The following is a 24811-nucleotide window of genomic DNA, read 5'->3' as shown; positions in this document are numbered from 1 at the left end:
TTATTGATATTTTATTCCAAATAAAAAGCACCCTGTTCAGAGCGCTTCTGTTTCCAATTTTCTTCTTCGATAAATTTTTTCATCATTTATATTGATCTACATAAAGATTTTGATGCCTTTTTCAGAAAGATTCTTCCTCTTTGCAGCTAATGAGATAGTACGATTACCTAATATTCACCTATCAGCATTGAGATAAACTAATGAACACTACTATCTATTGCTTAGGATTTAATAAAGAATATAGGATTAAATCGCTTATGACTTTTTGTCCAATTTCATTTGGATGCAAACGATTATAGTTATACTTATCAATTCCAGCGGGGTCGTTCCTGATCACTTTGGCATAATAACTATATAAGTCTATAAAACCTATATCGTATTCTTTAGAAATAGATTTTACGATAGGATTAATTTTTTCTCTTAACATATAGTTGATTTTTTCTCCTAATGTTACATTAGACGTCCGAAGGATAATAGTTGCATCACTTTCATTCTTAATCCTTTTAATTATATTCTCATATGTTGTTTTAAAGTCTGCCATTGAAACACCTTTTCTAGCATCATTAATACCTGAATTGATGATCACTAAATCAGGTTTGTATCTTAAAACATCACTATCTAATCGCTTAGCCATGTCTATGATAGTATTTCCAGATACTCCAGCATTAATGACCGTTACTTTATCTCCGTAAACATGAGATAAAGCTTTGTTTATAAGTTCCACATGCCCAGCTTTACCGTTAGTATATTTGTTTTGTTCCGTTGTAGAATCTCCTAAAAATACAATAGTAACGTCTTCTCCACGATTTAATTTATCAAAAATATCCGTTTTAGTATTTCGTATTTCTATATCATTTGCGTTTTTGATTATATTGTCTTTTTTTAGCGTTTCTAAACTTTTTTTGTTTTCTTGACCAAAAACTAAAAATACTATAGTAATAATGACTCCGATTAAGACAAAAAATATAAAAAATTTACTATTCACTACTTTTCTCCTTTTCATGAAAATATTAGGATATGCATCGTCGCCATTAACTGCATAAACTATCCTCACAGCTGATATGTTAGTTAAAAGCAATGCTTTTATCTTTAGTTCCATGCCATTGATTAACTTTCCAAAAGAACATTTTTAAAACAAAAAAAGATCTTTAGAATTATCTCCAGACCATGTAGAAAGTAAAACATCTAGATAGACTCTACCTTGTCCACTATTCCTTTATTATAGAAAAAAATGGTGTTGGACAACATGAATTAGAGAAAAGACATTTTGCATTCGAAGTTTATTTTGTTATGCAAGTAAATTCGAATACATCATTTAGCATTTGCAGTTTTTATTTCCATTTTCATTATGCATTAGTTTTAGTATCTTTTATAACGAGTTACTATACCTTTTATAATAAAATCAATAAAATATCTGCTGGCGATCGGCAATACTCTTTTGTCCTTGTAAGCCAGACTAATTGTGCGAATAACAGATGGAGAGATTGATTTTGTTACAATGTTATACAGGCATCTACTTAGGACAAGTTTTGGTAAAATAGAAATGCCGAGCCCTTATTCCACCATGGACATAATGGTGGAATCATCATGTAGTCGGTATTGTAATTCGGTTCAAAATTATTTTGTTTAAAAATGGTTAATGGTTCGCTTATTTCTCCTTCATCTAAAAGTATATAAGGCCCATGGGTTAGTTCTTTCAATGAAACTTTGCTAGACGCAGATAAAGTATGATTTACGGGCAATACCGCAAGCATTTCATCTTCTTGCAAAGGAACGGTAGTTAAATTGGAAACAGCTTTTGGATTTACAAAACCAAAGTCTACGCTTCCTTCTTTTATCCAATTGGCAATATCCGTATAATCTCCTTGATGTAATTCAACATGAACAGTTGGGTACTGTTCCTTAAAATCTCTAATCAATCCTGGCAGCCAATGACATGAAACACTAGTAAATGTGCCAATTCGAATAAGTCCGCTATACAGCCCTTCCATCTCTTTGATTTTTTCTTGAAGTTCTCTATGCGAATTACAAATTTTTGTGATATACGGCAAAAACTCCTCACCGTCTGAAGTCAGTGTAACCCCCGTTCGAGATTGCAATATAAGAGTAGTAGAAAGTTCTTCCTCCAGCGAATGCACCATTTAGCTAATGGCAGATTGAGTATAGCCTAGTTCTTCGGCCGCTTTGGTAAAACTGCCTGTTTCTATGGCTTTGATAAACGCATAATATGGATTCACAATAACCCATCCCTTTACATTAGAATTGCTAATAGTTTTATTATAAATATTCGTTTTACTAATGCAAAATCCGATGATACGATATAGCCAATCTTAAGAAAAATTCACGAAAGGTTAGGGATTACTTTTATGACACAAAAACAGGCTAACTTGCTTCTAGCTACTGTCTCTATAAGTTGGGGTACATCTTATATTTTTATGAAAATCTGTCTGGATACACTCTCCCCCATAACAATTATAGCATTACGATTTGGAATTGCATGTATGGTTATGATGGTGATATTCCACAAAAAAGTAATTCCAGTGGATGCTAAAACATTAACATACAGTGCGATTGTCGGTGCTCTCCTATACGGTATTTTATTTCCCTTTTGTATGGCATGCAAAACACTCCTGCTTCCTCAGCTGGTTTTTTGACTAGCACAACCGTTATCTTAGTGCCAATTTTGCAGACATTTATTACACGAAAACTTCAATCATATTAGGCGTTACGATTGTTTCTATTGGCTTAGCATTGCTTACTATTCGAGATGATTTTACCTTTGCTCTTAGTTCCTTATATTGTTTGGCTGCTGCCTTTCTTTATGCAGTACATATCATCGTAACAAACCGCTTCGCTCGGGAGGTTAATGTCTTGCAACTAGGAATCTATCAACTCGGATTTGCTTGCCTTTTTTCAGCCATTGGAATATTCATTTTTGAAACACCTGTTTTACCACAAAAGCTGATCCATTGGTTTGCCATACTTGGTCTAGCCCTTATTTGCTCTGCTTACGGCTTTGTTATGCAGCCAATTGTTCAAAAATATACGGCACCTGAGAACACTGGTTTTTTTTTTTCCCTGGAACCAATTTTTTCAGCCATGTTTGCCTTCCTCTTCCTGCATGAAAATATGGGGCGGCAAGGATATTTTTCTGCTCTTCTCATTTTGACTGGCGTATTATTAGCAACCTCTCCTTCTAAAAAAACAACTTCTATTTAAGGAGATGAAAGGGTGAATATATGTATTATCTACACGCATCCAGAGATTACGTCAGTTAATCGTGCCTTAATTAAGTAAACTTACTAGAATAATAGAATTTTATTCTAAAGCTAAAATTAAAATAGTCCGTTGTTTGGCCGGTCATAAAATATTTTTCATAATAAAAAGATTATGTGCTTCCTATAGCCTCTCCACTTAGCATAGGCAATTATAAAAACTTGGATTTTTTCGCATGATAGGGCTATTCGTGAAGGAACCAGTGCTGGAATTGAACGAGTTGTTATAACTGCAGCAGCAAGGCTCAATATTTCTAATAAAGATTAACATATAAATGGACTGAACATATTTATTAACCAAATAAATAAATTAATAAAAACAAAAGACAGTTGAAAAAAAATTCACTATTTTTCTTCAACTGTCTTTATTTTTAGAACTTATTAAGATTCCCCACTCCGAAAAAGAACTTGTATAAGTTTATAGCTGTGCAGGTATTTTATCTTCATTTATATTTTTTATGACAACTTGATTTGAATCGCTTCAATTTGTTTTTTCTGGCCAGTAGTACCTGCCATTTTCCCGTTTTTCTTCCAAGATGTCCATCCGTCTTTTTCTACATGCACCCTATATTGGACGTTCAATCCAGGTACTTTTAATTTAATTGCTTCTAAACGCAGACCCTCTCCAATGGTGCCGATAACTTCTCCATTTGTTCTTACAGTTGTCCATCCGATTCCTTGAACATGTCCTTGCATTTCTAGTTTTGCCTCTGTGTTTTCTAGTTTAACGGTTACTGCTTCAAGTCTTAATGACTTTCCAGTGGTTCCAGCTGTTTCTCCATTTTTCTTTTTGCCTTGCCATCCAGTCCCTTGAATATGAGCTTCATAAACGATTGATGGAATTGCCGTTTTCTCTGTAAATGTTTGAACTGCTTTTCTCTTTAAATTGTATTGATCTGCAATTCCTTCTACAATGGCTTTTGCCACTTTTTTTCTATATTCCGTTATTTGCAATAATTCAGCTTCCTCTTTATTAGACATAAAACCAGACTCGATTAAGATAGCTGTCATATTTGTTTCTCTTAGTACATGGAAATCTGCAGTTTTTACACCGCGATTTTTACGTCCAGTAGCTTTAATTAAAGCAGCTTGTACTTTATTTGCTAAAGCAACAGCTTCTTTTGATTTAGATGTATACGTAAATGTTTCAATACCGTTTGCATCATCCCATTTACCGTTACCAGAAGCATTTGCATGAATAGATACATAAACATCAGCTTTCCAAGAGTTTGCAATATTAGTACGAGTAGTTAAAGAAACATCTGTTTTACCGGTAGTATCTTGTACAAATTTTATTTCCACGTCTTTATAATCATTTAGATATTCTGCCGCATATTTCGCAGTAGCATTATTAAACTCCCATTCTCTCATTTTCCCATCAACAGTACGTTTTCCAGCAGTATTATACCCATGTCCAGCATCTAAAATTATTTTCATATTTAACACACTCCTATAATGGTTTTAATTTATCTTATGAACAAAAAGGACCATCCGTGTGGACAGCCCTACTTGCTTTATTTTTTTACTTAATTGCTTTAGGCCTTGTTTAAAAAGATAGTTGTTCTTCCATCCTATATAAAAATAAACATCAGAGCCAAAAGCAATAATGTCGTTCACAAAACAATAATCTAAAATTGTTTAATACCCTAGTGTATTTAATAATGAATTAGCTACAGCTATAATTAATAATGCAAAATGTGAAACATTTGCTTTATCCGCCTAAACCCTACCCTATTTTCTTTTTCCTTATTGTTTTCTATCTTATAAATAAGAAGCACACAAATAAAATCGCAAATGGCTCCTATGTAAGAAAATACTTTGATAATTTCATTTCTATTGCGTCCACTTCCTTAAAAAGGCATAAAAAAGAACTCCTAAATAAAAAAGAGTCCTGAAACAATCAATAGTTAAATACCTATCTTACTATTGATTAGTTTTTCAACGATTAAATTAATATCTAAAAATCCTTGTTCATTAGTTCGAGGTACGGCGTGATTCTGTAAATATTCCCAATCATATTGAATGGTACTCCGGTCATTTGCATTGGCAATCTCTTTGGAATTCTCTCTCATTAAAATTCTATACTTATATGGCCATATTCCAGTTTTATGTTTCTGCATTACAAAGTAAGTATCTTGTTCAATATTTTTCCAAAAATTCAAACCACCCATAGTGGAAACAGGTTTTCTAAATGGCATATTTTTCCCCTCCCATAATACATAGGATAATATTACCACTAATAGTAAAAACAATCTATACTACTACACATTAATTCCACAAGAAAAAGGGGCTGTCTAATAAGTCCTAAAATAAAATCAGGCGACGAAAAACAAATTGTTTTTCGTCGCCTGATTTTTGGTTTCTAGTCCTCTTTCCTGAAAGTAGCTGGCGGAGGCCAGCTACTTTCAGGAAATTATGAGCCATGGCCACGATGCCGAATTCCGTTTGGATTTTCGCTAGGCCTCGAAGCGAAAATCGACGGAACGACCGATTGCCCTTGATAGGACCAAAAACACTCTCTACCTCCATTTTTCGATGAGCGTAGATTTGTGCATTTGATTCAGACCAAAGGCTTCTTTTTGCTTTTTCTTTTAATTCTTCATAAACCGGGTTGTAATGAACTTGGCGATTTCCAGTCCCCTTTGTACATTGTATTTTCAGTGGACATTCAAAACAGTCTTCACATTCATAGATTTTTATGTCGCGAGTAAATCCGTTTTTATCGGTACGCTTCGAATAACGTTTGAATAACACCTTACGGTTATTTGGGCAAGTATACTCATCCTTTTGTTCATCATATGCCCAATTACTCGCATGACGGATATCCTTTTTATATGTTCTTTTTTGTTCCTTTAAAAACGTATTATATGGAATCAACGCTTCGAACTCTTCTTCTAATGAATAAAGGTAGTTTTCTTCACTCCCATATCCTGCATCTGCGATTACCTTCTTAGGAAATGGCAGGGATGTGTTTCTCAATGCTTCTAAATGCGGTTTGAAACACCGGGTATCTGTTGGACGTTGATGGATCGTATAAAAAAGAACAAATTGATTTTCCGTTGCCATTTGCACATTATATCCAGGTTTTAATTGCCCATTTTTCATGTAGTCTTCTTTCATTCGCATAAACGTGGCATCCGGATCCGTTTTCGAGTAGCTGTTTCGATCAGTAAATAAGGCAGTTTGCTCCTTATATTTTACTAGTCTTGGACCAAAATCTTCACGAACTACCTTTAATAGTTTCTTAAACCGGCTGAGAGTGCGTCGCTTTTCTTTTCGTATCTGAACATCTTTTTCCTGCTGGATATCAGTCGTTTCTTTTGTTACTTTCTTCTCGAGTACTTCTTCCATTTTCGCCAGTTTTTCTTCTGTCGAAAGAGAACTGCTCTCATCGGCGGCAGGCATCTCCTGTCCTTCCTGCTCGGCGATTGCTTGAATCTGTTGATACGTTTCCTCTATTTTCTCTTTTAATTTTTTCTCAAACTTTGTTGTCGCTTTTTTCCAAACAAATGTATACTTGTTTGCGTTTGCTTCTAACTTAGTTCCATCCAAAAAATAGTTTTCCATGGAAATATACTTTTGGTTGATTAATTGCTGGATCATTTCTTCAAACAGTTTCGGAAGAAGTTTTTCCATTTGTTGCGTACGAAATCGGTTGATCGTTCGATGATCAGGCCTTTATAATGCAGCTAGCCACATCGTTGGAATATTTTCCGTCACTAGTTTGGCAATTTCACGACAAGAATACACTTTTTGTGAGTACGCATATAAGATGACTTTCGCCATCATTTTTGGGTGATACGAACTGCGCCCGCCACCTTGATAGTGTTCGAAGAATACCTCCTCTTTTATGAATTCAACCATTTCATCAATGACACGAGCCACGTGGTTTTCTGGAATGAATTCTTGGATATCAAAAATAACGGTAGTTTGTTGATTATTATAAGGAAGAAAAGTAGGAGCTATTTTTCTTTTCTTTGGAGGAGAAATTTGCTCTTGAATTGGAAGTGGAAGAGAAGTTTGTTCCATGTTATAATTCGGGTTAGTAGTCGTAAGATTGCTCATAAAAAACCGTCCTTTTCTTTTGTATGTGTTGGTGTGGTAACTTTCATTTTACAAGAAAAGACGGTTTTTTGTCATTTAATTTTAAAAAAATCTATGTTAATGCTTATGATTAATTTTGGCACTTTGTTGATTGGAACGGAAGGCATGAGACTCCTGCGGGAAAAGCGAGTCAAAGGGAGACCCCACAGGCGGGCCGCCGAGGAGGCTCCCGGACCGCCCGCGGAAAGCGAACGCCTGGAGTGGAAATCAACAGGCTAGTTTAACAGAGCTAAAAAGAAGGGGCTGTACTCAAAAGTCATTTTTTAATGACTTTTGGGACAGCCCCTTTTTCTTAATTATTTATCTGAAAGTTCACTTTCTGTTACCTATTTATGATTTATTAATTTTTCTCCACCTGTAATCCGAGTGTCATCCACCATATAAACAATAGTTTTTTTGCTGATTCAATTTCGGCTTTTGCCCCTTTCATCCCTTCTATGTGGTCAGTTTAATAATTAGGTTCATTGAAAAACCATCTCAAAAATTATCATTTTGAAAGGGTTTGATATTATTTAAAAGTTTATAGATTTTGAGAGTAAATATGTCTCAAATGCTTGCCTAAATTCATAAACAACCGTTTTGATCCATTTTCTTAACATTAGAAAACCGCATAATCCCAATTCTATCCTCTACATAAACTTGCCGATATTAAAAGAATAAAAAGTTCTTTCGAGTAAGATGATTTTTTCTACTTTCCATTAAAGCAATACAGTCAGCCAATCGTTCTACTCCTAATTTAATTTTACTCTCGTCCACTTGAGAGATGCTTAATCGAAGAAGGTTTTCCTTTTTATAGTCTGGCAAAAAAAATCTAGATGCATCATCCACATATATATGCTGCTCATTTAGCATATGAACTACCTGTTTTGCTGTCACATTCTCAGGCAAACTGATGGATAGATAGAATCCTGAAGTTGGTTTAGAAAAATGAGTATTAGCAGGTAGCAATAATTCACATGCTTCTAGAAGGATGTGAATTTTAGTACGGTATACCTCTTTTATTTTTTTCAGATGGCTATTAAACATTCCACTTTTTAAATAAATTTCAAGAGCACCTTGAGAAAGTGCTGAACTGTTAAAATCGGAACTAAATTTATATCGTAAAAAATTGTTATTCATGAATGCAGGAAGAACGACAGCAGCAATCCTTAACCCTGGGAGAAAAATTTTCGAAAAGCTTTTAATATAAATCACTCTCCCCGAAGGATTAAAAGAAAATAAAGGATCTGATTTTGCATTTGGGTCAAGGTCTCCTAAAAAATCATCTTCCACTATATATACATCGTATTTTTCAGCTAACTCCACGATTTTTTTCTTTTCATTATTTGTGTAACAATGTCCAAGAGGATTATGAAATCTCGGGATAATATAGAAAAACTTTATATCATTATTTCGAAAAATGTATTCCAGACGATCAAGGTCAATCCCTTCCATTGATAACTCAATTCCAAAGGTAGTAGCTTTTTGCAGAGTGATGGACTCGATAAATCCGAAATAAGTAGGCTGTTCAATTAGAATATTATTTTTTCCATTTGGAAATGGCATTGAAACTAATAAATTAAGGGCTTGCTGTGAACCAGATACAACAACTAATCTCTCAGGTTGAGTGAACACCTGTAAATTCTGCAAATATTTCACTAGCTGTACTCGTAATGAGTAAGACCCTTGTTGGTCAGAGTATGTAAAAATCTCTTCTTTATATTGTTCGATTGCTTGATTCATACAATGTTGAAATTCAAGATAAGGCATAACATTTTTATCTGGACCAGCAGATAAGAAATCAATCACCTCATTTTCATTCGTCGCATTTTGAAATTCATTCACAACATAATAACCGCTTTTAGGAACAGAATAAATTAAATGCTCTTTTTCTAGTTCGGCGTATGCTTTAATGACTGTATTTTTGCTACATGAAAAATACTCAGATAACTGACGAACAGAAGGAAGTTTACTACCTGCAATAAGCGATCGATCTGCTAGCCGAAGCTTAATTTCTTCCATTATTTTGATATATTTTGAGTTCATATATTAATCCCTCCTCCAACTGTACCAGTACAGATAAACAAAAAGATGATGTATTTTTATCATATGTCCCCTTATCATTTTAATTATATCAGAACTGTTTTTTTAGAAGTGCAGAAAATGGTACAGATATGACAAAAATAAAAGGTTAGGGGTAGGATAAGATGCAGAAAGAAACCAGAGAGAAATTTGGGTTATTACTGGGATTAGTAGGTGTTATTTGTTTTAGCTTAACGCTCCCTTCTACAAGTATTGCAGTAGAGTATTTTGGGACCACAGTCGTCGGTTTAGGAAGAACAGTTGTTGCCGCTATTTTAGTAGCTGTGGTATTGATTGTTCGAAAAGAAAAACTACCTTCTCCTCGCCAATTCAAAAGTCTACTTATTGTTGCTTTTGGTGCAGTTTTAGGATTTCCTCTCCTTACTTCTTTGGCAATGGAATCCTTGCCTGTTTCTCATGGTGCTGTGGAATTAGCCCTGTTACCATTAGCAACAGCCGGATTTGCTACGTTTAGAGCAGGTGAAATCCCTTCTCGCAAATTCTGGATTTCAAGTGTAATTGGTTCGTTAGCTGTTATTATGTATGCACTTCATCTTGGATTCGGTCAATTACAATTTGCCGATTTAACTTTACTAGCAGCAGTTCTTATACTTGGACTTAGTTACGCAGAAGGTGGAAGACTCGCAAAAGAATTAGGTAGCTGGCAAGTGATTGCTTGGGCAATTATGATCGGTGCTCCATTTTTCATTATTCCAGTTGGACTAAACCTTACAACTGAGATGCTCCATGCCCCAATACATGCTTGGGTTAGTTTTATTTACCTCGCAGTGGTCAGTCAATTTCTGGCATATGTTGCTTGGTATAGCGGAATGGCTATGGGCGGAATAGCAAGAGTTAGTCAGATTCAATATTTACAACCATTTTTAATGATTCTATTTGCAACAGTATTTCTAGATGAATCCATCACAGTTTTTACTGTTATGATAGCATTAATTGTTGTCTTCTCTGTTATATTAGGAAAAAATGCTCCCATATCAAAAAAAATATCCGTATCAGAGAAAAACTAACTGCAGGTTTAAAACATTGTGAATAAATACACTTAAAATAAAAGGATGTATTAGTTAAGCAAGGATTAGTAGAATGATGAAACTTTATTTTAAAATTATATCCTTAATATTTTTTAAACGGTCAGTGATTCGGTCAGTTAGATAAAACATACTGTATTATCTTCTTGACTAAATTTTTTAACTTGTTGGAGGTTATTTTAAAGATATCTTCTGAAGTATAGCTCTTAATAAAGTTTGTTTAAAAAATATAACTAAGCCTTCATTTAAAAGGAAACGCAAAAGGATTTGTCTCAAAAGGGAAAATCTATTAAAATTCAAAATCAAGAATGTTGATTTATCAACATTCTTGGACATAAAAAAGCATAAATGATTTGTCCAATTTTTCTTGCAGTATTATAATTGTTTTAACAAGGAAGTGACAAATTAATAAAAAAGATAGTAATTCGATGGATCATTGTTTTGTCAGGATTTTATAATTTTGGACATATTCTATTTGGTTTTGATGAAACTCCATTTATAAGCAGAATTACTCATTTAATTGAAGCAATCTTTTTTGGAAGTATTCTTCTGTATATCTTTGAAAGAGAAAAAACGGCCCTACTCCAATAAAGAATAGGGTTTTTTACTTGTTAAAAACAACAAATAACTTTAGATTTTGAGATATCTTCTTTTGGCGAAAAACATTCTAGGTATCTTTCTAGAATTTCTCTAAGTCTTTAATTTGAAGTGGTAAATCGCAATAAAGATGAGTCAACGTATTTAATAGGTCCAATTTCATATTATTATAGAGAAGAAACTACTCGCGGCAACCCGGGCAACATATTAGTCCATTATAATAATGAAGTATTTCCTGTAATTTAACTGGTAGCATTTAATAGGAGGAGCTATAATGAAAAAAAAGTTGTTAATAAGCGGATTAGTAGGTGTATTACTATTAGGTATATTAATTGGTTATTATGCCGGACGTGAAGGATTTATAATTAAAATTAAAAATAACTCAGACACAACCATTTCCAATTTATATATTACATATACTCAAGCCCCACAAGATAAGAAAATTTTAAAAATAGACAGTAATGCAAAATATTCTATTAATATTATTCCTGATAAAAGTGTCGATGAAGGTGAAATGAGACTTTACTATTTTGATAATAATGGAAAAAAACATCAAATAACATTAGTAGGCTATTTTGAAAAAGGATATATAGGAAGAGTATCTGTTACTATAAAGTCTATTAATGAAAATGGAGAAATGAAGTTTAAAGTTAACTCAAATAATTAATAGATTAGATTAATAGGTTAAGGCTGTGAAGAATAACCTATAATTATTAATAACCTGGATTGTGAGTCTTTCTAATTTTAAGAAGAACTCTTTTGTACAAAAAATGCAAAAAAAATAAAAAGCTCCCACTCCGAAGAGTAGGAATGTTATAAGCCCAGGGGGAACTGGTCTGTACAACCAGTATTCCCTTATTTTCTTAATTAAAACATCATATCCCACGTGTTTTTTCCAACTAGTCCATCCACATCAAGGCCTTTACGTTTTTGATATGCTTTTACTGCTACTGGCCCAAAATCACCAGCGCTTCTTACACCGACTATCCTTTGGATTCTCTCAACATTTTTACCTGTTGAACCCTTTTTAATTAGTTTAGCTGGATAAGGTACGATAGCAGCATTGTCTGAACTAGATGTTTTTGTCGTTGTTGTTTTTACTGTTAAAGAGATAGCATTACCTTGTGTTTTAAAGGTATCTGTTCCATATCCTTTGTACGCATATTGTAAATGCGGGCTACCAACCAAAGATTCATCGCTTGTTTGCCCATCATTATCCCAATCGCCTCCCCATATAAATCCAAGGACTTTTGCTTTTGCAATCATTTTCTTTGATCTGCTGAACCGTAACCATTCCAAAGAGCTTCCCTTTTAGAAAGGAAGGAATTTGATTCTTCCTTTTTTAGTGCACAAAAGAATCACCCTATTTATAGCGCTTCTTATTACGATACTCTTCAATCATTTTTTCTTCTTCCATGAATTCCTTCATTTTGATGTTGATCCACATTAAGATTTTAATGCCGTTCTTACCAGCATACTTTGCAAATTCATTCTACACATTTATACATACTAACGCACAGTATATCCACTCAAGAAATTTATTCTCCAAAAGCAGTTCTAACTCTTTCTTTTTATCTTTCATCATTTTAGAAAAGAAAACTTCAAACATTTTTGCTCCAATCTTATTTAAAAGATTTTTTTATCTAAACAGTACAAGCGAGAACTAGATAGTACATTGGATGACTTTGTTGGTGCATCCATGAATGCTCCTATACAGCATCTATTTCAAAACTGCTGCTCTCTCCCCTGTATACTATGTACACACCACACCTTTATCCATTTTTTCTCTTTTTTTTAATGAACATTTCATAATTTGTTCATATTTTAATTATAAAATAGTGGGAGTATAAAATAGAAATAAGGTGATTCCAGTTGAAATGGATGTCTATTATTTGTTTTTTTAAAAGGAAACATAAATTCAGCTATTATTCCAATGCTTGTGTGCGATGCGGGAAAGAAAAAAATCATTCGTAGCACTTAGTTTGCCGACAACAGCAGAAATTAGGCGATTTGATAATAAAAAGAGGACCAAATAATAACAAGCCAGCAGACAAATCCTATCTAGCATTTGTCTGCTGGCTTTTAACATGAAGAGAAGGCTATTTATTATTTATGCTTATGCAGCATTCCCCTACATTCTTTTTTATTTGTAATAAAGCAAATAAACGATGCTGATTCTTTCACATTCAGATTGTTTTTTCATATCCAAAAACCCCTAATAGCTTGTTTTACAATCCAAATTTCCGCGTAAGTTTTTTCAAATTGCTTGTTACATTGTTTTGATCTTCTACCATTTCTGCCGTCTCTTTAATCGCCAAGGAGACCTCTGAAATATTATGCAAAATTTCTTCTGTTCCTGCTGCGGATTGTTGGCTTGTTGCGGTTACGCTTTGAATGGCTAGATTTACTTCTTCAATGGCAGTTGCCATTTCGCTCGATGCTTGGGCGATTTCATAGGACATTTGATTAATAAATTCCGCATCATGCTCATATCGCTCCCCTATTTGCACCAATTTTTCATAGTCTGGTTTAACTTTTGTGTCCATATAGTCTAATATATCTTTTGAATTATCTATTAGATCAGAAAAAGCATCTTGAACTTGGCTTGTAATCTTGCGAATATTATTGACTGATTTGGAGGATTGTTCTGCCAGCTTGCGGATTTCTTCTGCGACAACTGCAAAACCTCTGCCTGCATCTCCTGCTCTTGCTGCCTCAATGGATGCATTTAAAGCTAAAAGATTGGTTTGTCCCGCAATATTGCCAATCGTATCAGCTAATACTTTTATTTCTTCGACCACTGCCGCTTGCTGGATGCTTCCTTTAATCTTTTCGGCTTTTTCCGTATATATATCATAAGAAGAAGAAGCAGATATGCTTGCATCTTCCCTTACTTGCGTTGCTCGTTTTTTAATTTCTTCTGCTGTATCCTCACCTTCATTTGCTTTTTCAGCTAACAGCTTAGTGGAAACTTCGATTTGTTCTACCGATGCTCCAATTTGCTGGGTAGTTGCACTCAATTCTACAGAACCTTGCGCCATTTCATTGGTTGTTTCCTTTACATCGTCCATTATATAAATCAACTCTGTGATTGTTGCCGATAATTCATCAGAATTGCTGTTTACATTTGATGTTCTTTCCTTCAATTCCTCCATAAGTTGTCGCACATTGTTCATTGTTTTTGTTAAAGAGTTGGAAATCATCGCAAATTCATCTTGGCCATTTATTTCGATTGTTTCGGCTAAATTTCCTGACTCTAAATCCCGAGTATATTGAATGATTTTATGTAATTTTTTGGTTGAACGAATAGATGACCACAAGCCCAAAGCAATATAGGCAATCACCCCTATTGTTACAATCCAAAACTCTACAAATTGATTTTCTGTTAGAGTGCTTGTAAAGATAAAAGCGCCAATGATGGCAGAAGGGATGACATGTGTTTTAAACTGGCCAGGTGTAATGATGTCGGATAATTTTTTTCTGTTCATTTAATTTCTCCTAAATCCTTTAATTTTTTTTCTAAACGCAGGGCTTTTTCGGCTATCGAATGCCCTGCTTGTTTCTTCACTATTTTAATATTTATATAATACGGCACAAGCAGTAGAGCCTGCCCCTACTGACCAGAAAATGACATAATCTCCTCTTTTCACTTGACCTGTTTTTACAGCGTGCTCTAAAGCCATAAAAGGACTTACAGAACCTGTATAGCCATATTCAGTACCAACAATAGGGAATTTCCCGCTGTCTTCTTTGAATGCTTCTTGTATTTTATAGATATTTTTCCTTGATAATTGAGAAAAGCAAAATGCTTGAATATCTTTGGTAGATAAATGATTTCTTTTCAGCAGCTTTTCAATCAGTTCGATTGTAGATAGAAATGCATTATCATTGTTAACATTTTCCCATTTGATTTTTTTCTCCGTTTCTGTTGTATCAGACTCTAACATGTTAGAAACGCCGCAGGCCGGGAAAACAATTTTATCAATAGATTCTGTATTTACTTTGTATGTAGAGTCAATAAATCCATTTTCTGTATTCTTTCTTTTTTCAATAAGGACAGCAGCAGCCCCATCTCCAAAATTAGCATATGTCACTGCATCTTCTTGTCTTGCATATCGATGCATTTGTTCAGAAGCTACGACAAGAGCACGCTTTATATTTGGGTTAGCCAGCATATTACGGCTTGCTTGTTCCACTGCCACAACCATCCCTACACATGCTACATTCATATCATAAACAATCGCTTCTTCTTTTCCTTGCAGGGCTTGATGAATGGCAACAGCATTTGGGGGCCAAAAATATTCAGGTGTGCCTGATACAAACACAATCATATCTAAATCTTCACCAGACAACTTGCTTTTTTCTAAAACTTGTTTGGAGGCTTCAATCGCCATCGTTAAAGTAGTTTCCCTTTGATAATCGGCTACATATCTATTTTCTCGCCCAAGAGCATCAAGCAGATGTTCAATATCTTTTCCTTGACGCTGAAAATGGTGGATAAAATAATCATTGTTTACCACTTTATCAGGATGATATACAGAGACTTCTTTTAGAATAGCACTTACAGTCATTTGCTTTCCCTCCTTATTTGATAAGAAATGGTCTTATTAAATAAATTATTCAGATTTTTTTAATAATTATACTAATCGCTGGCAATCAGCCATTATGCATGATATTTTCCATCAAAAAATCAATCGCTTTTTGCAGCGCTCCGTGCCTCTTGAAGAGTATTTATAAATATTCCTGAAAAATGAACTTTTTTGGCTATTCGTTTCAGCTGCAGCCTTGGCGTTACTTTTTTTGGCGTAACCATTAGAATTTTTTTAAATCCTAAATTCATATATAAAGAATAGCTAGCTTCAAGAACGGGCAAAATTTCCGTTTTGAATGTTCGCAGTTCCGCCGAATCTACTATTAAGCTAAAGTTTTTCACATCAATACTCGAAACTTCCTTTTTTAAATTTTCCACAAAATTAGAAGCCTTGTCTGTTTCAGCAAATCCTCCTAAAGTAATAATAAAAGCTTTATTGTTTTTGTCTGTTTGAAATAATGCCATTAATCTTTCTCCTTTTCTTTTTTATTCTAAACCGCTAAGTCTTCAGCAGATCACAGACTCCAACCATTCTCATTTTTTACTAAAAAACAAAAAAACTAATCTATTACCGATTAGTTTTTTGCTTTATGAAAAAAATCGGTAACTGGCTAACATCGTCTTTCGACCTTAGTCCCTATAGTTTTGCGTCTTCACCTTTCGATGAATTTGCCTTTGTCGCTTCTTATTCTTTTTTAAAGAAATAACTAGCTATCATTTCATTACTCCGCGTAACCTTAAAAGAAACTGTCCAAATTATATCATACAATCTCCTCTTTATAACAAAAAAACAGTTCTAATTTAGGCTTATATTCCTATGAAGTCATAAAATTAACACAAACAAAAGCCCTTAACAAAATATGATCCATGTTAAACAGTACTTTAACATTGGATTTTGATTTTGGGATATTGGTGCCTACCCCCAAAACTGTTAAACGTTAAAACATTGGAGGACAGACACTCTACATAAAATTTATTCCATTTACTTTTATTAAAATAATTTAATCCGCTACTTTTTTACTAATATATTCAATTTCATAAAATATTTTTTGAAAAGGAAACGCTGCAAACAAATAAGTGTTTAGACGATCTGAAAATAATTTGATATATACTGAATTCCATTTGTCTCCATTAAAGTTTACTTTAATATAGGCTACACTTGCTTTTTGACACTAATGGTAAATCTGTCGCTTCTACTCATGCCCTTTCAATGGATAATCCAACAGGAAATTCAAAGATTAATCCCATTATTGGTGAAATTTCCTTAAGTACAATTCTTCAAAATCTTTATCGCAATTTCAAAATAAATATCCAATAGAAAATCACCTCTAAGCTTTAAAGAGGTGATTTTTAGCAAACCAGATGTTTTTTATATTTCCGCGTCATTTAGATTGTTTGGATATTTGTTAAACTAACCGCTAGCGTTACTCAAAGAAGGATTAACGCTTATTTTTTAAGGTTATTAACGGGGCTTTTGTGGAATAAAACTATTAAAAAAAATGACATGATTTTCACCTTACTTAAAAACTGTAAGCTTTAAAAACTAAGCATTCTTATTTTATAAACAATGACATCAATGTAGGCTTTTTTTCATACTATATTTTGGGGGTGACAAAATGCCAAGAGTAAATTACCGAAGTTCAGACGTTGACTTAATGGCAAGGATGATGAGAGCAGAAGCCGAAGGTGAAGGAATACAAGGAATGTTATATGTTGGAAATGTAATTGTTAATCGTCTTAAAGCAAATTGTTCAGATTTCAAAGATTTAAGAACAATTCCACAAGTCATTTATCAAGTACAAGGAGGAAATTATTCTTTTGAAGCTGTTCAAAAAGGGAATGTATTTTATCAAAGAGCGAGAACTGCTGAAAAAAGATTAGCAAAACAGAATTTGGATTATTGGAGAGACCACCCAGGAAAATATGCTCTTTGGTATTTTAATCCATATGCTCCGTGTCCTCCAACTTGGTACGGCCAACCTTTAGCTGGTCAATATAAAAATCATTGTTATTATGAACCAAAACCTGGAACATGTGAAAGTGTTTATATCGGAGGTTAACCTTACTCTTTTTTTAATCATTGTTTTGGTGTATTTTTATCTCGAGAAATATAAAGGGAACTTCCTGGTCATCAGGTGTTTCCTTTATATATATCAAACATTTAGTAATAGTATGTATCCAAGAAAGCAAGATTGTAAAATATTGCACCTAAATTAAAGGGTGCTTTTGTGGAATAAGATTATTCGAACCAAAAAAGAAAATTCATAAATTAAGGAAATTATATATAGAAATAAAAGTCACCGGGTACGTCTCTCGGTGACTTTTCGTTATATGCATCCTCAAAAATCTGTCTAATTGCCATCATTGCAAAGTTTACATCTCATAAAACATAAAAAATACTTTCTGAATCTGTTCCACTAGGAGTTAACGGGAAATATCTCCCGTTAAAAAATCGTTCTTTAACAAACCTTTGCATCTGTTCCTTCAATATCATATTGTATTTCATATAATCTTTTTTACCAATTGAATATCTTGACGAATAGGTTGCGGATATACACCCCCTATCCCCTAACAATTCACTATTTTTAGATTTTTGTATGATTACCCTTATAATTCTTTCTTACATTTTATAATTATAAATTTTACTGGAGGTTTATTTTTCATGTTCTTACTTGGCTCGTCAATTTCTGAAAACTCTACCAGTCCATATTTTCCAAATTCTTGTTTTATAGAGTCAGAATCATAAAAAAACATTTTTACACCTTCCATTATCTCAAAATAGTCTTTATCCAATTGTTTGCCCTTACCAAACATGGGGGCTTTTTTTGAAACAGTTGTAAAAATCATATATCCATTTGGCTTTAACTGATTATAGCAATCTTTAATAAACTTATCTCTCTCACGATTATTCAGTAAGTGAATAAGTGCATAGCAAAATATACCGTCATAGAGTTTGTTATCAAAAGGCATGTCAGTTACTGAACCATGAAAAATACTAATATCAAGCCCATTTTGCCTCGTCAAATCAATCGCTGTTTTTGAAATCTCAATACCTGTAACATTTATTCCATTATCAATAAAAACCTTTGCATTTCTACCATATCCAATACCTGGTACCAGTATGTCCTTAACATTCCTTTCAAGGAAAAAATCCTTTGTTAAAATTGCGGAGTCTGTAGGTTCAAATCCCCACATCGTTTGTTTTTCTATAAAACTTGATTCCCAGAATTCCATTATATCTCTATCTCCTTTATGGTTTATTTTAACTGGGATGCTATGTTGCTTGTCACTAATGTTAAATTTTTAATTAAAGACATAACTACTCTTTAATAACTATAATTAGCATTCATCTTTTTGTAAATAGTAATTCCTTTACAATTAACGGAATGTATTATTATATTTTCATTATCGTTCTTGTTGAGCTAAACTGCCATTTTGTTTAAGTGTATTTCTTCACAAATCTATTCTTTTTCTCCCTTCATTTATGACAGGAATACTTCGCTGTTCCATTGAGAAAAGGATTTTATTTTACTATTTCCCTCCTAACACCAACAAAATATGGTAAAATTATCAAGTGAGGGAGGGTAAAGAATGTCTGATAAAAATCAAACAAACAATAATTCAGTAATTTCTTTAACTGTCGGTATTTTATCATTACTTATTCCTTTTATTGGTCTAATCTTAGGCATTATTGGGATAGTATTTTCAAAAAAAGCGTTAAAACAGATTAATATAACAAATGAAAGTGGCAAAGGATTAGCTACTGTAGGTTTAATTTGTAGTATTGTAGGAATTATTCTTCAAATTTTAATAGTGCTTGGTCTTATAGCCTTTTTGTCAATATCTACTTTTATAACCCACTAAATGTTGGTTTCAGGTTCTGTTAGATAATATTTTTGTTAAATAAATATAAATCAAGGATCTCCTATTGTGGTGCTTGATTTATATTATTAAAAAGCGGCCTTCGTTATTTTAATTTTATAAGGAATATAGGTTGTATTCATTTAATTATTGTGAATGTAAACCACTGTTAGCCCAATACTTTGCGTTTTCTAGATCTTTTTTCTTAACTGAAACAACATATTGTTTTTCAAAATTACTGTCCATTCCGATATTTCCAAAGTTTCCTCTAGTTGTATCTCATCCTAGCCATTGTCCTGAATGGTCAATAACTTTGTAGGTATATTTAATACCCTTATCTTTTAAAATTCCTCTTACCTTTGATAATTTTGCGATTGAATATCTCATATAAATTTCCTTTTTATTAAAGAAATACATATCTATCCCCCAATATCTATACCCCTTAGTTTCATTTTATTCCAATTTATTTATTGCTGTAAGGGGTTTTGAAAGTTCAAGAAAAAAGCAACACCATAACTTCAATGTAAACCTTTGAATCTTTAATAGTTAGGACGATTAAGTTCTATTAAGGTTTCGCTGTTATCCAATCACTACTGGTTCATTACTTTTTCCACAAACCTACCCGATTATGACGTAATTTAAAATAATCCTCGATTGGCAGCAAGATCAATAAGATAAGCACCCGTTCGTAATATAATGTTAGCCAGATAAGTTGGGCCGTTTCTTTTAAATAATTTGTACTTTAAGGATATTCATGAAAGGTATCTTTACACAATCTATATCATTCTCTACGTGAATTAGCTTAGTATTCCCATCCATTTTCACAATAGTTCCTTTAACTGGTTCATCTCTTTTCCATACGTTTAATAGTACTTCGCTTTTTTCCGTATGTGCTTCTAGTAAGCTATTTGCTATTTCCTCTAATTCAAATTCATCCCTTTGCGGTCTTTGAAGCTTCTTTGTTTTTGCCATTTTCAGTTATCCTCCTATGCGTACCTTTTATTTTCCTTAACATAAGAAGCAGCTAAGATGGATTCGATTCTAAAAATGCGCGGCTGCTTTTTGGTTAAGCAGAAAGCTTTTATATGCTTAATTAAAATATTCCTTTTCGAGAATGTATGGTCATTCTTCTCGTATATAATTTCCAGTGCTTTTTTCTCAAGCATCGCCTTTTCTAGCTGCCGATTCATCCTAACTACCTCTCTTTTTTTACAATTATATACGAACATAAGTTCTTAAACAAGATAAAAAAGAAACATTCGTTCTTATTTTATATTTAGAAAATGATGTAAGAAGATTATTGATTTGCTCTCACATGAAGGAAAATTTCTAAAAGGATATCAATGAGGACTTTCAACTTGGAAAAAATTTTCACTTTATCGTATTGTTCTTTAATTACAGAAGATAATCGTATCCTGTCATTCTATCCCTCCTTTCATACTAGGAAGGATTCTTTTTTCATTTCGATATTTCTATTAGTTTACAAAAACGACAATAAAAGAAAACCCATCATTGTTTATTTCCCCTATATATAGGATATAATATATAAAAAACTTAGGTGATGCGCTTGATTGGTCTTGTAGTTGCAATTATTATCGTTAATTTCATAACTATAAAAGTTCATAAAAAACAATTGAGTTATAGTCAAATATTGAGCGTTTATCTATTCAGTATCAGCCTCCAACTTCTATTCGATATATTTGTTGATTTCAAATATCATGGATATTGGTATTTCACTCGTGATATTGACTGGGCTCTCTTTTTATATCAATTGTTTTTAATTCCATCCGTTAATATTATTTTTCTTAATTTATATCCATTTGATAAACCTATTTATATAAAGATTGCTACAATTATAATATGGGACATATTTATATTTATTTATGAATGTATTGCATTATTGCCTCAACCTTGGGGATATTTTCATTATGGTTGGTGGAAATGGTGGTATTCTCCTTTATTAAATCCTCTACTTTTGTATATTTTAATCAAGTACTTTCGCTTGGTTACAAAACTAGAGAAACAGTAAAAACTCCCTTCTCACTATGGGGAGAGCTATATTACTTTACCAACCTGGTGGTGAATATAATCTAAAACTCCCTCCACCACCCGGGTTAATGTTATATTCTCCCATTGTTGGGTCAAAGAAAAAATCTTTATATCCCCCGCCTTCTGAATCAACAGTAAAACCGCCTACCGGCAGGTCACAAAAAACTATTGGCCTTGGTCCTGGATCTTTCATATACATTCCTCCTTTCCTTCTTTCAATTTCTATAACTGAAAAAAAACTCCTTTTCACATAAAAAAAGACCCCACTCCGAAGAGTAAGGCTTTTGGTAAGGCTAATCGCTATATAATATTTACCTATCCCATTTATTTTATGCAGATTTTTTCTCCTAGTTAGATTAAATTAATATTCTTAATGCTTGGATTCAATTTCTTTTAGAACCACTGTTTGAGTTGGACCTAAACCTTGATAAATTCTTACACTGAGTTCATATTTTATTCCATCGATAATTAGGATTGAAATCTTATTACTAAAAACTTTATTAACCACTGAAATTGTCTCTACTTTTTTCCCTTCTTTTACAAGATGTGTAACAACCGTATTATGAAACTTTTGAGGGTCTTTGTACCAAGCATACCAATCATCTAATTCAAATAGAATAACATTTCCTTTCCCAAATAACGCTGTTTTAATTTTGTTAAACAAGAGAATCCCCTCTTTCTAAACTCATAAAACATGTATATTTTAGTAAAATTATACAATATAAATTAATTAATTCCTCAAAAATAACAAACTTTATAAAAATAGCGTTAAATAAAAAAGACCCCACTCTAAAGAGTAGGATTGTCATGAAAGTAATGAACGCTATTAATTATTTATTCACCATGGTTATTTTATACAAAGAATTTAACAAATGTATTAGGTCCCACAATGCCATCCATAGTTAAGCCTTTTTCTTTCTGGAATTTCTTAATAGTTGCTAACATCCCATTACCAAAGATATCATTGAATCCTTTTGGATCATGGTCATGGATATACAGCATACCTTGCACAATTTTATTCCAAGTTGCAGAAGGTTTCCCTTTTTTATTAGGAAGTGCTGCCTTTTTGGATTTAGGGCCGAACTCTCCGTCTACTGTTACTCTTGCTAAATATTGATAAACACGAATATCAGCTGTTATTGTTTTTAGTCTTTTGTAGCCGTCCACATCAAGTTTTGTGAATTTAGCTTTAGATGCATAGCCATTAATAAATGTTTGGAATTTCTTGATGTTTGCATCATTGCCACTATCTGTAGACTTAGTTTCTGTTTTAGCAGTAGTTGTTGTTTCAACAATCTTACCTGTGTACTCCAAATGCGGATTATCTTTAAAGCTAGTCCAATCACCGCCTCATTCAAATCCTAAGCTTTTAACAATCGCTACTACACGTTTTCATTCACTATTCACAGTATAATTGGCAGTAGTCCCCTTTTTCATTAGTTAAGCAGAAATCAATTGCAATTCCTGTATTGTGGTTAGATTGTCCACCTACTCTCTCCGTTCCTGGAGGTGGGGGTCTTCTCGCTTAGAATAATAAAATGTCTTGTTCTTTTTGATCTTCTTTACTGAAAACCAAATGATTTTTGCTAACATGCCTGCACCTCCAATAAAAAAAGAGCAGCCATTTTGACTACTCTTACTTTATTAATTAATTTATTTGCTTGCAGTACTTCTTTTTGTTTCAAATCTTTTTTACTTAAATAGTTGTTTTTCCATCCTGCATATAAAAAATAAACACCAGAGCCAACAGCAATGATGTCATTCACTAAATCCTCTGAGATTGTTTCACAGCCTAGCATTTAATATGGAATTGGCTACGGCTACGATAAGTAATGAGAATCGTGTAATGCTTGCTTTATCCATCTAAATCCCACCCTATTTTATTTTTTCTTTAATATCATCAAGTTTGCTAATAACTAAATCATACTTTTCACTGAATTTATCTAATAAATCTTGAAGTCTAATTTCTCTTTCCTTATTGTTTTTCATCACATAAATAAGGAGCCCTACGAATAAAAGAGCAAAAGGCCCTTGTGTAAGAAAAGATTTTTATAGTTTCATTGTCCATTGAGTTCACCTCCTTAAACGGCATAAAAAAGAGCCCTATAAAGGAGGACTCTTACAAAAGATTATTGATCATTTATTTATTATTTATTTTAATTAACTCATACTCATTGCTGCCGTATTCTTTGTCATCATAATAATATTTAATTAAACCATTTCCAGGAGCGTAATAATCTTTTTCTTGAAATGTTTTTTTCTTATTAGTAATAGTTAATTCTAAAACATTTTTAAATGTACCTGCTTTTGTTTTAATAGTTTTATTTAGGGAAGTAATTTTTATAGTATATGTATCCCCATCAGACTTATAGGACCAAGATTTCCCTAACTTAATCGGATACTGAAGTAATGTTTTCACATCTTTATCATACTTACTATATAATCCTTTACTGTCTTCTTTTTCTTTCTTCTGCCATAAAACATCCTTACCATTATATAAATAAGTATTCCAAATACTCCAATCATCCTTGGTTGTTACATATTTTTCTGTAAAAGTTCCTCTGTTAGCATCATCATATACATAAATTTTATTTTTATTGCGTAAATAACTAACTTTTTTAGTAGAAGGTGCAAATTTCAAGTACTTGGTAGCAACATAGGCTTTTTTCTTTTTATATACTATCTGCGACCAACCAGATTTTGTTTTTGAATAGACTGTAACCTTTGTCCCTTTTTTAAGTGTTCCTACTTTTTTAGATTTATCGGATGTCTTTTCCCTAACATTTAATATCTTTGTGTTTACAGTTGCGCTATATTTCGTTGCTGCATTCACGTTTGAGATATTTGATCCAATTCCTAAAAATAATGCTAATACAATAAAAATTTTAAGTGCTTTTTTCATGCTGTTCCCCCATCTAATGTTTAAATAAACGCATAGTAATTTTAGCATATATTTTAAATTAGGCGGGTAATTTTATCCATAAAAGGAAATGCAAATATTTCCTTTTTCTTTCTTTAAAATAAAAGAGCCCTTGTGCAAAGGACTCTGAATGTATTTGTCAATATTAATTTGAGCCAGAGTGATCACTTTAAAAGTGAGCCACTTCTTTCTGTGTTATTTCCATATTTGGAAGGGTATTGGGAGTTTAGGGAATTTTGCCCCTCGGGGCAAAATTCCCTAAACTCCTCGCGAGTCCGCGAGTCTGGACTACTGGTCGATATCTTCT

25 protein-coding genes, 3 pseudogenes and 1 riboswitch are annotated in these 24811 nt (G+C 33.0%); of the genes and pseudogenes, 6 read left to right on the top strand and 22 right to left on the bottom strand.

Annotated elements, in window-relative coordinates:
* Nucleotides 1–214: 214 nt before the first annotated feature.
* From CWS01_RS14260 to CWS01_RS23010, 3 genes are all read right to left on the bottom strand, one after another.
* Entirely contained in the window at nt 215–985 is a 771-nt protein-coding gene (locus CWS01_RS14260; RefSeq protein ID WP_157827661.1) for an SGNH/GDSL hydrolase family protein, read from the bottom strand.
* 532 nt (nt 986–1517) lie between these two features.
* Nucleotides 1518–2051, bottom strand: coding sequence for a LysR family transcriptional regulator substrate-binding protein (locus tag CWS01_RS23015; RefSeq protein WP_235852072.1), 534 nt, complete (start codon nt 2049–2051; stop codon nt 1518–1520).
* A 90-nt stretch (nt 2052–2141) separates the two neighbouring features.
* Nucleotides 2142–2237: a helix-turn-helix domain-containing protein gene (locus CWS01_RS23010; RefSeq protein WP_235852071.1), complete on the bottom strand. Its 96-nt coding sequence runs from the start codon at nt 2235–2237 to the stop codon at nt 2142–2144.
* 129 nt (nt 2238–2366) lie between these two features.
* Here CWS01_RS23010 and CWS01_RS23005 point away from each other — a divergent pair, with 129 nt between their 5' ends.
* Nucleotides 2367–2654 (top strand): EamA family transporter, encoded by a 288-nt coding sequence (locus tag CWS01_RS23005; RefSeq protein ID WP_235852070.1) that lies wholly within the window; start codon nt 2367–2369, stop codon nt 2652–2654.
* A gap of 217 nt (nt 2655–2871) precedes the next feature.
* Nucleotides 2872–3219 (top strand): EamA family transporter, encoded by a 348-nt coding sequence (locus CWS01_RS23000; RefSeq protein WP_407938569.1) that lies wholly within the window; start codon nt 2872–2874, stop codon nt 3217–3219.
* Nucleotides 3220–3731: 512 nt separating this feature from the next.
* Here the strand turns inward: CWS01_RS23000 and CWS01_RS14245 are convergent.
* The 6 genes and pseudogenes from CWS01_RS14245 to CWS01_RS14220 all read right to left on the bottom strand — a co-directional run bounded on the left by CWS01_RS14245 (nt 3732) and on the right by CWS01_RS14220 (nt 9404).
* Complete coding sequence (locus CWS01_RS14245; RefSeq protein ID WP_101177865.1) at nt 3732–4712, bottom strand: N-acetylmuramoyl-L-alanine amidase; 981 nt, start codon at nt 4710–4712, stop codon at nt 3732–3734.
* A gap of 470 nt (nt 4713–5182) precedes the next feature.
* Complete coding sequence (locus CWS01_RS14240; protein WP_101177864.1) at nt 5183–5473, bottom strand: hypothetical protein; 291 nt, start codon at nt 5471–5473, stop codon at nt 5183–5185.
* 106 nt (nt 5474–5579) lie between these two features.
* Nucleotides 5580–6938, bottom strand: a pseudogene (locus CWS01_RS14235) (IS1182 family transposase); the annotation flags it as partial.
* Nucleotides 6939–6953: 15 nt separating this feature from the next.
* Nucleotides 6954–7340 carry a transposase gene (locus CWS01_RS22995; protein ID WP_101177862.1) on the bottom strand — a complete coding sequence of 129 codons (387 nt, stop codon included), beginning with the start codon at nt 7338–7340 and terminating at the stop codon, nt 6954–6956.
* A 379-nt stretch (nt 7341–7719) separates the two neighbouring features.
* Nucleotides 7720–7827 (bottom strand): annotated as a pseudogene (locus CWS01_RS23495) (DUF1541 domain-containing protein); the annotation flags it as partial.
* A gap of 200 nt (nt 7828–8027) precedes the next feature.
* Nucleotides 8028–9404 carry an aminotransferase-like domain-containing protein gene (locus CWS01_RS14220; RefSeq protein ID WP_101177860.1) on the bottom strand — a complete coding sequence of 459 codons (1377 nt, stop codon included), beginning with the start codon at nt 9402–9404 and terminating at the stop codon, nt 8028–8030.
* Nucleotides 9405–9565: 161 nt separating this feature from the next.
* Here CWS01_RS14220 and CWS01_RS14215 point away from each other — a divergent pair, with 161 nt between their 5' ends.
* On the top strand, nt 9566–10468 hold the full coding sequence (locus CWS01_RS14215) for a DMT family transporter (RefSeq protein ID WP_101177859.1): 903 nt from the start codon (nt 9566–9568) through the stop codon (nt 10466–10468).
* 889 nt (nt 10469–11357) lie between these two features.
* Entirely contained in the window at nt 11358–11750 is a 393-nt protein-coding gene (locus tag CWS01_RS14205; RefSeq protein ID WP_101177857.1) for a hypothetical protein, read from the top strand.
* A 200-nt stretch (nt 11751–11950) separates the two neighbouring features.
* On the opposite strand, the gene CWS01_RS14200 is transcribed toward CWS01_RS14205, so the two are convergent.
* The 4 genes from CWS01_RS14200 to CWS01_RS14180 form a co-directional block, all read right to left on the bottom strand.
* Nucleotides 11951–12382 carry a peptidoglycan-binding domain-containing protein gene (locus CWS01_RS14200; protein ID WP_157827660.1) on the bottom strand — a complete coding sequence of 144 codons (432 nt, stop codon included), beginning with the start codon at nt 12380–12382 and terminating at the stop codon, nt 11951–11953.
* 929 nt (nt 12383–13311) lie between these two features.
* Nucleotides 13312–14571 carry a methyl-accepting chemotaxis protein gene (locus CWS01_RS14190; protein WP_101177855.1) on the bottom strand — a complete coding sequence of 420 codons (1260 nt, stop codon included), beginning with the start codon at nt 14569–14571 and terminating at the stop codon, nt 13312–13314.
* An 84-nt stretch (nt 14572–14655) separates the two neighbouring features.
* On the bottom strand, nt 14656–15654 hold the full coding sequence (locus tag CWS01_RS14185) for a ketoacyl-ACP synthase III (protein WP_101177854.1): 999 nt from the start codon (nt 15652–15654) through the stop codon (nt 14656–14658).
* 119 nt (nt 15655–15773) lie between these two features.
* On the bottom strand, nt 15774–16139 hold the full coding sequence (locus tag CWS01_RS14180; protein ID WP_101177853.1) for a hypothetical protein: 366 nt from the start codon (nt 16137–16139) through the stop codon (nt 15774–15776).
* Nucleotides 16140–16273: 134 nt separating this feature from the next.
* Nucleotides 16274–16358: riboswitch (cyclic di-GMP riboswitch) on the bottom strand.
* Nucleotides 16359–17290: 932 nt separating this feature from the next.
* Between CWS01_RS14180 and CWS01_RS14175 the strand changes: the two genes are divergently transcribed.
* On the top strand, nt 17291–17734 hold the full coding sequence (locus tag CWS01_RS14175) for a cell wall hydrolase (protein ID WP_101177852.1): 444 nt from the start codon (nt 17291–17293) through the stop codon (nt 17732–17734).
* A gap of 547 nt (nt 17735–18281) precedes the next feature.
* Here the strand turns inward: CWS01_RS14175 and CWS01_RS14170 are convergent.
* The gene (locus CWS01_RS14170; RefSeq protein ID WP_101177851.1) at nt 18282–18908 is read right to left on the bottom strand and encodes a class I SAM-dependent methyltransferase; all 627 of its coding nucleotides are present in this window, start codon (nt 18906–18908) and stop codon (nt 18282–18284) included.
* A gap of 357 nt (nt 18909–19265) precedes the next feature.
* On the opposite strand from CWS01_RS14170, the gene CWS01_RS14165 reads away from it, so the two are divergent.
* Complete coding sequence (locus CWS01_RS14165) at nt 19266–19538, top strand: DUF4190 domain-containing protein (protein ID WP_101177850.1); 273 nt, start codon at nt 19266–19268, stop codon at nt 19536–19538.
* A gap of 723 nt (nt 19539–20261) precedes the next feature.
* On the opposite strand, the gene CWS01_RS14160 is transcribed toward CWS01_RS14165, so the two are convergent.
* From CWS01_RS14160 to CWS01_RS14125, 8 genes and pseudogenes are all read right to left on the bottom strand, one after another.
* Nucleotides 20262–20507 carry a YolD-like family protein gene (locus CWS01_RS14160; protein WP_101177849.1) on the bottom strand — a complete coding sequence of 82 codons (246 nt, stop codon included), beginning with the start codon at nt 20505–20507 and terminating at the stop codon, nt 20262–20264.
* A gap of 14 nt (nt 20508–20521) precedes the next feature.
* Nucleotides 20522–20725: a hypothetical protein gene (locus CWS01_RS14155; RefSeq protein ID WP_101177848.1), complete on the bottom strand. Its 204-nt coding sequence runs from the start codon at nt 20723–20725 to the stop codon at nt 20522–20524.
* Nucleotides 20726–21600: 875 nt separating this feature from the next.
* A complete protein-coding gene (locus CWS01_RS22430) occupies nt 21601–21777 on the bottom strand; it encodes a hypothetical protein (protein ID WP_157827659.1) in 177 nt (58 codons plus the stop codon).
* A 177-nt stretch (nt 21778–21954) separates the two neighbouring features.
* On the bottom strand, nt 21955–22248 hold the full coding sequence (locus tag CWS01_RS14145; protein WP_101177846.1) for a hypothetical protein: 294 nt from the start codon (nt 22246–22248) through the stop codon (nt 21955–21957).
* A gap of 188 nt (nt 22249–22436) precedes the next feature.
* The gene (locus CWS01_RS22805) at nt 22437–22898 is read right to left on the bottom strand and encodes a peptidoglycan-binding domain-containing protein (protein WP_205161152.1); all 462 of its coding nucleotides are present in this window, start codon (nt 22896–22898) and stop codon (nt 22437–22439) included.
* A gap of 272 nt (nt 22899–23170) precedes the next feature.
* A complete protein-coding gene (locus CWS01_RS23195) occupies nt 23171–23350 on the bottom strand; it encodes a hypothetical protein (protein ID WP_268877076.1) in 180 nt (59 codons plus the stop codon).
* 109 nt (nt 23351–23459) lie between these two features.
* Nucleotides 23460–23633 (bottom strand): annotated as a pseudogene (locus tag CWS01_RS14130) (BhlA/UviB family holin-like peptide); the annotation flags it as partial.
* Between the two features lie 91 nt (nt 23634–23724).
* Nucleotides 23725–24486 (bottom strand): SH3 domain-containing protein, encoded by a 762-nt coding sequence (locus tag CWS01_RS14125; protein WP_157827658.1) that lies wholly within the window; start codon nt 24484–24486, stop codon nt 23725–23727.
* Nucleotides 24487–24811 lie beyond the last annotated feature (325 nt).

This window comes from Niallia nealsonii (assembly GCF_002835805.1).
Taxonomy (GTDB): domain Bacteria; phylum Bacillota; class Bacilli; order Bacillales; family Cytobacillaceae; genus Niallia; species Niallia nealsonii.
This window is presented reverse-complemented; position numbering and strand designations above follow the sequence as displayed.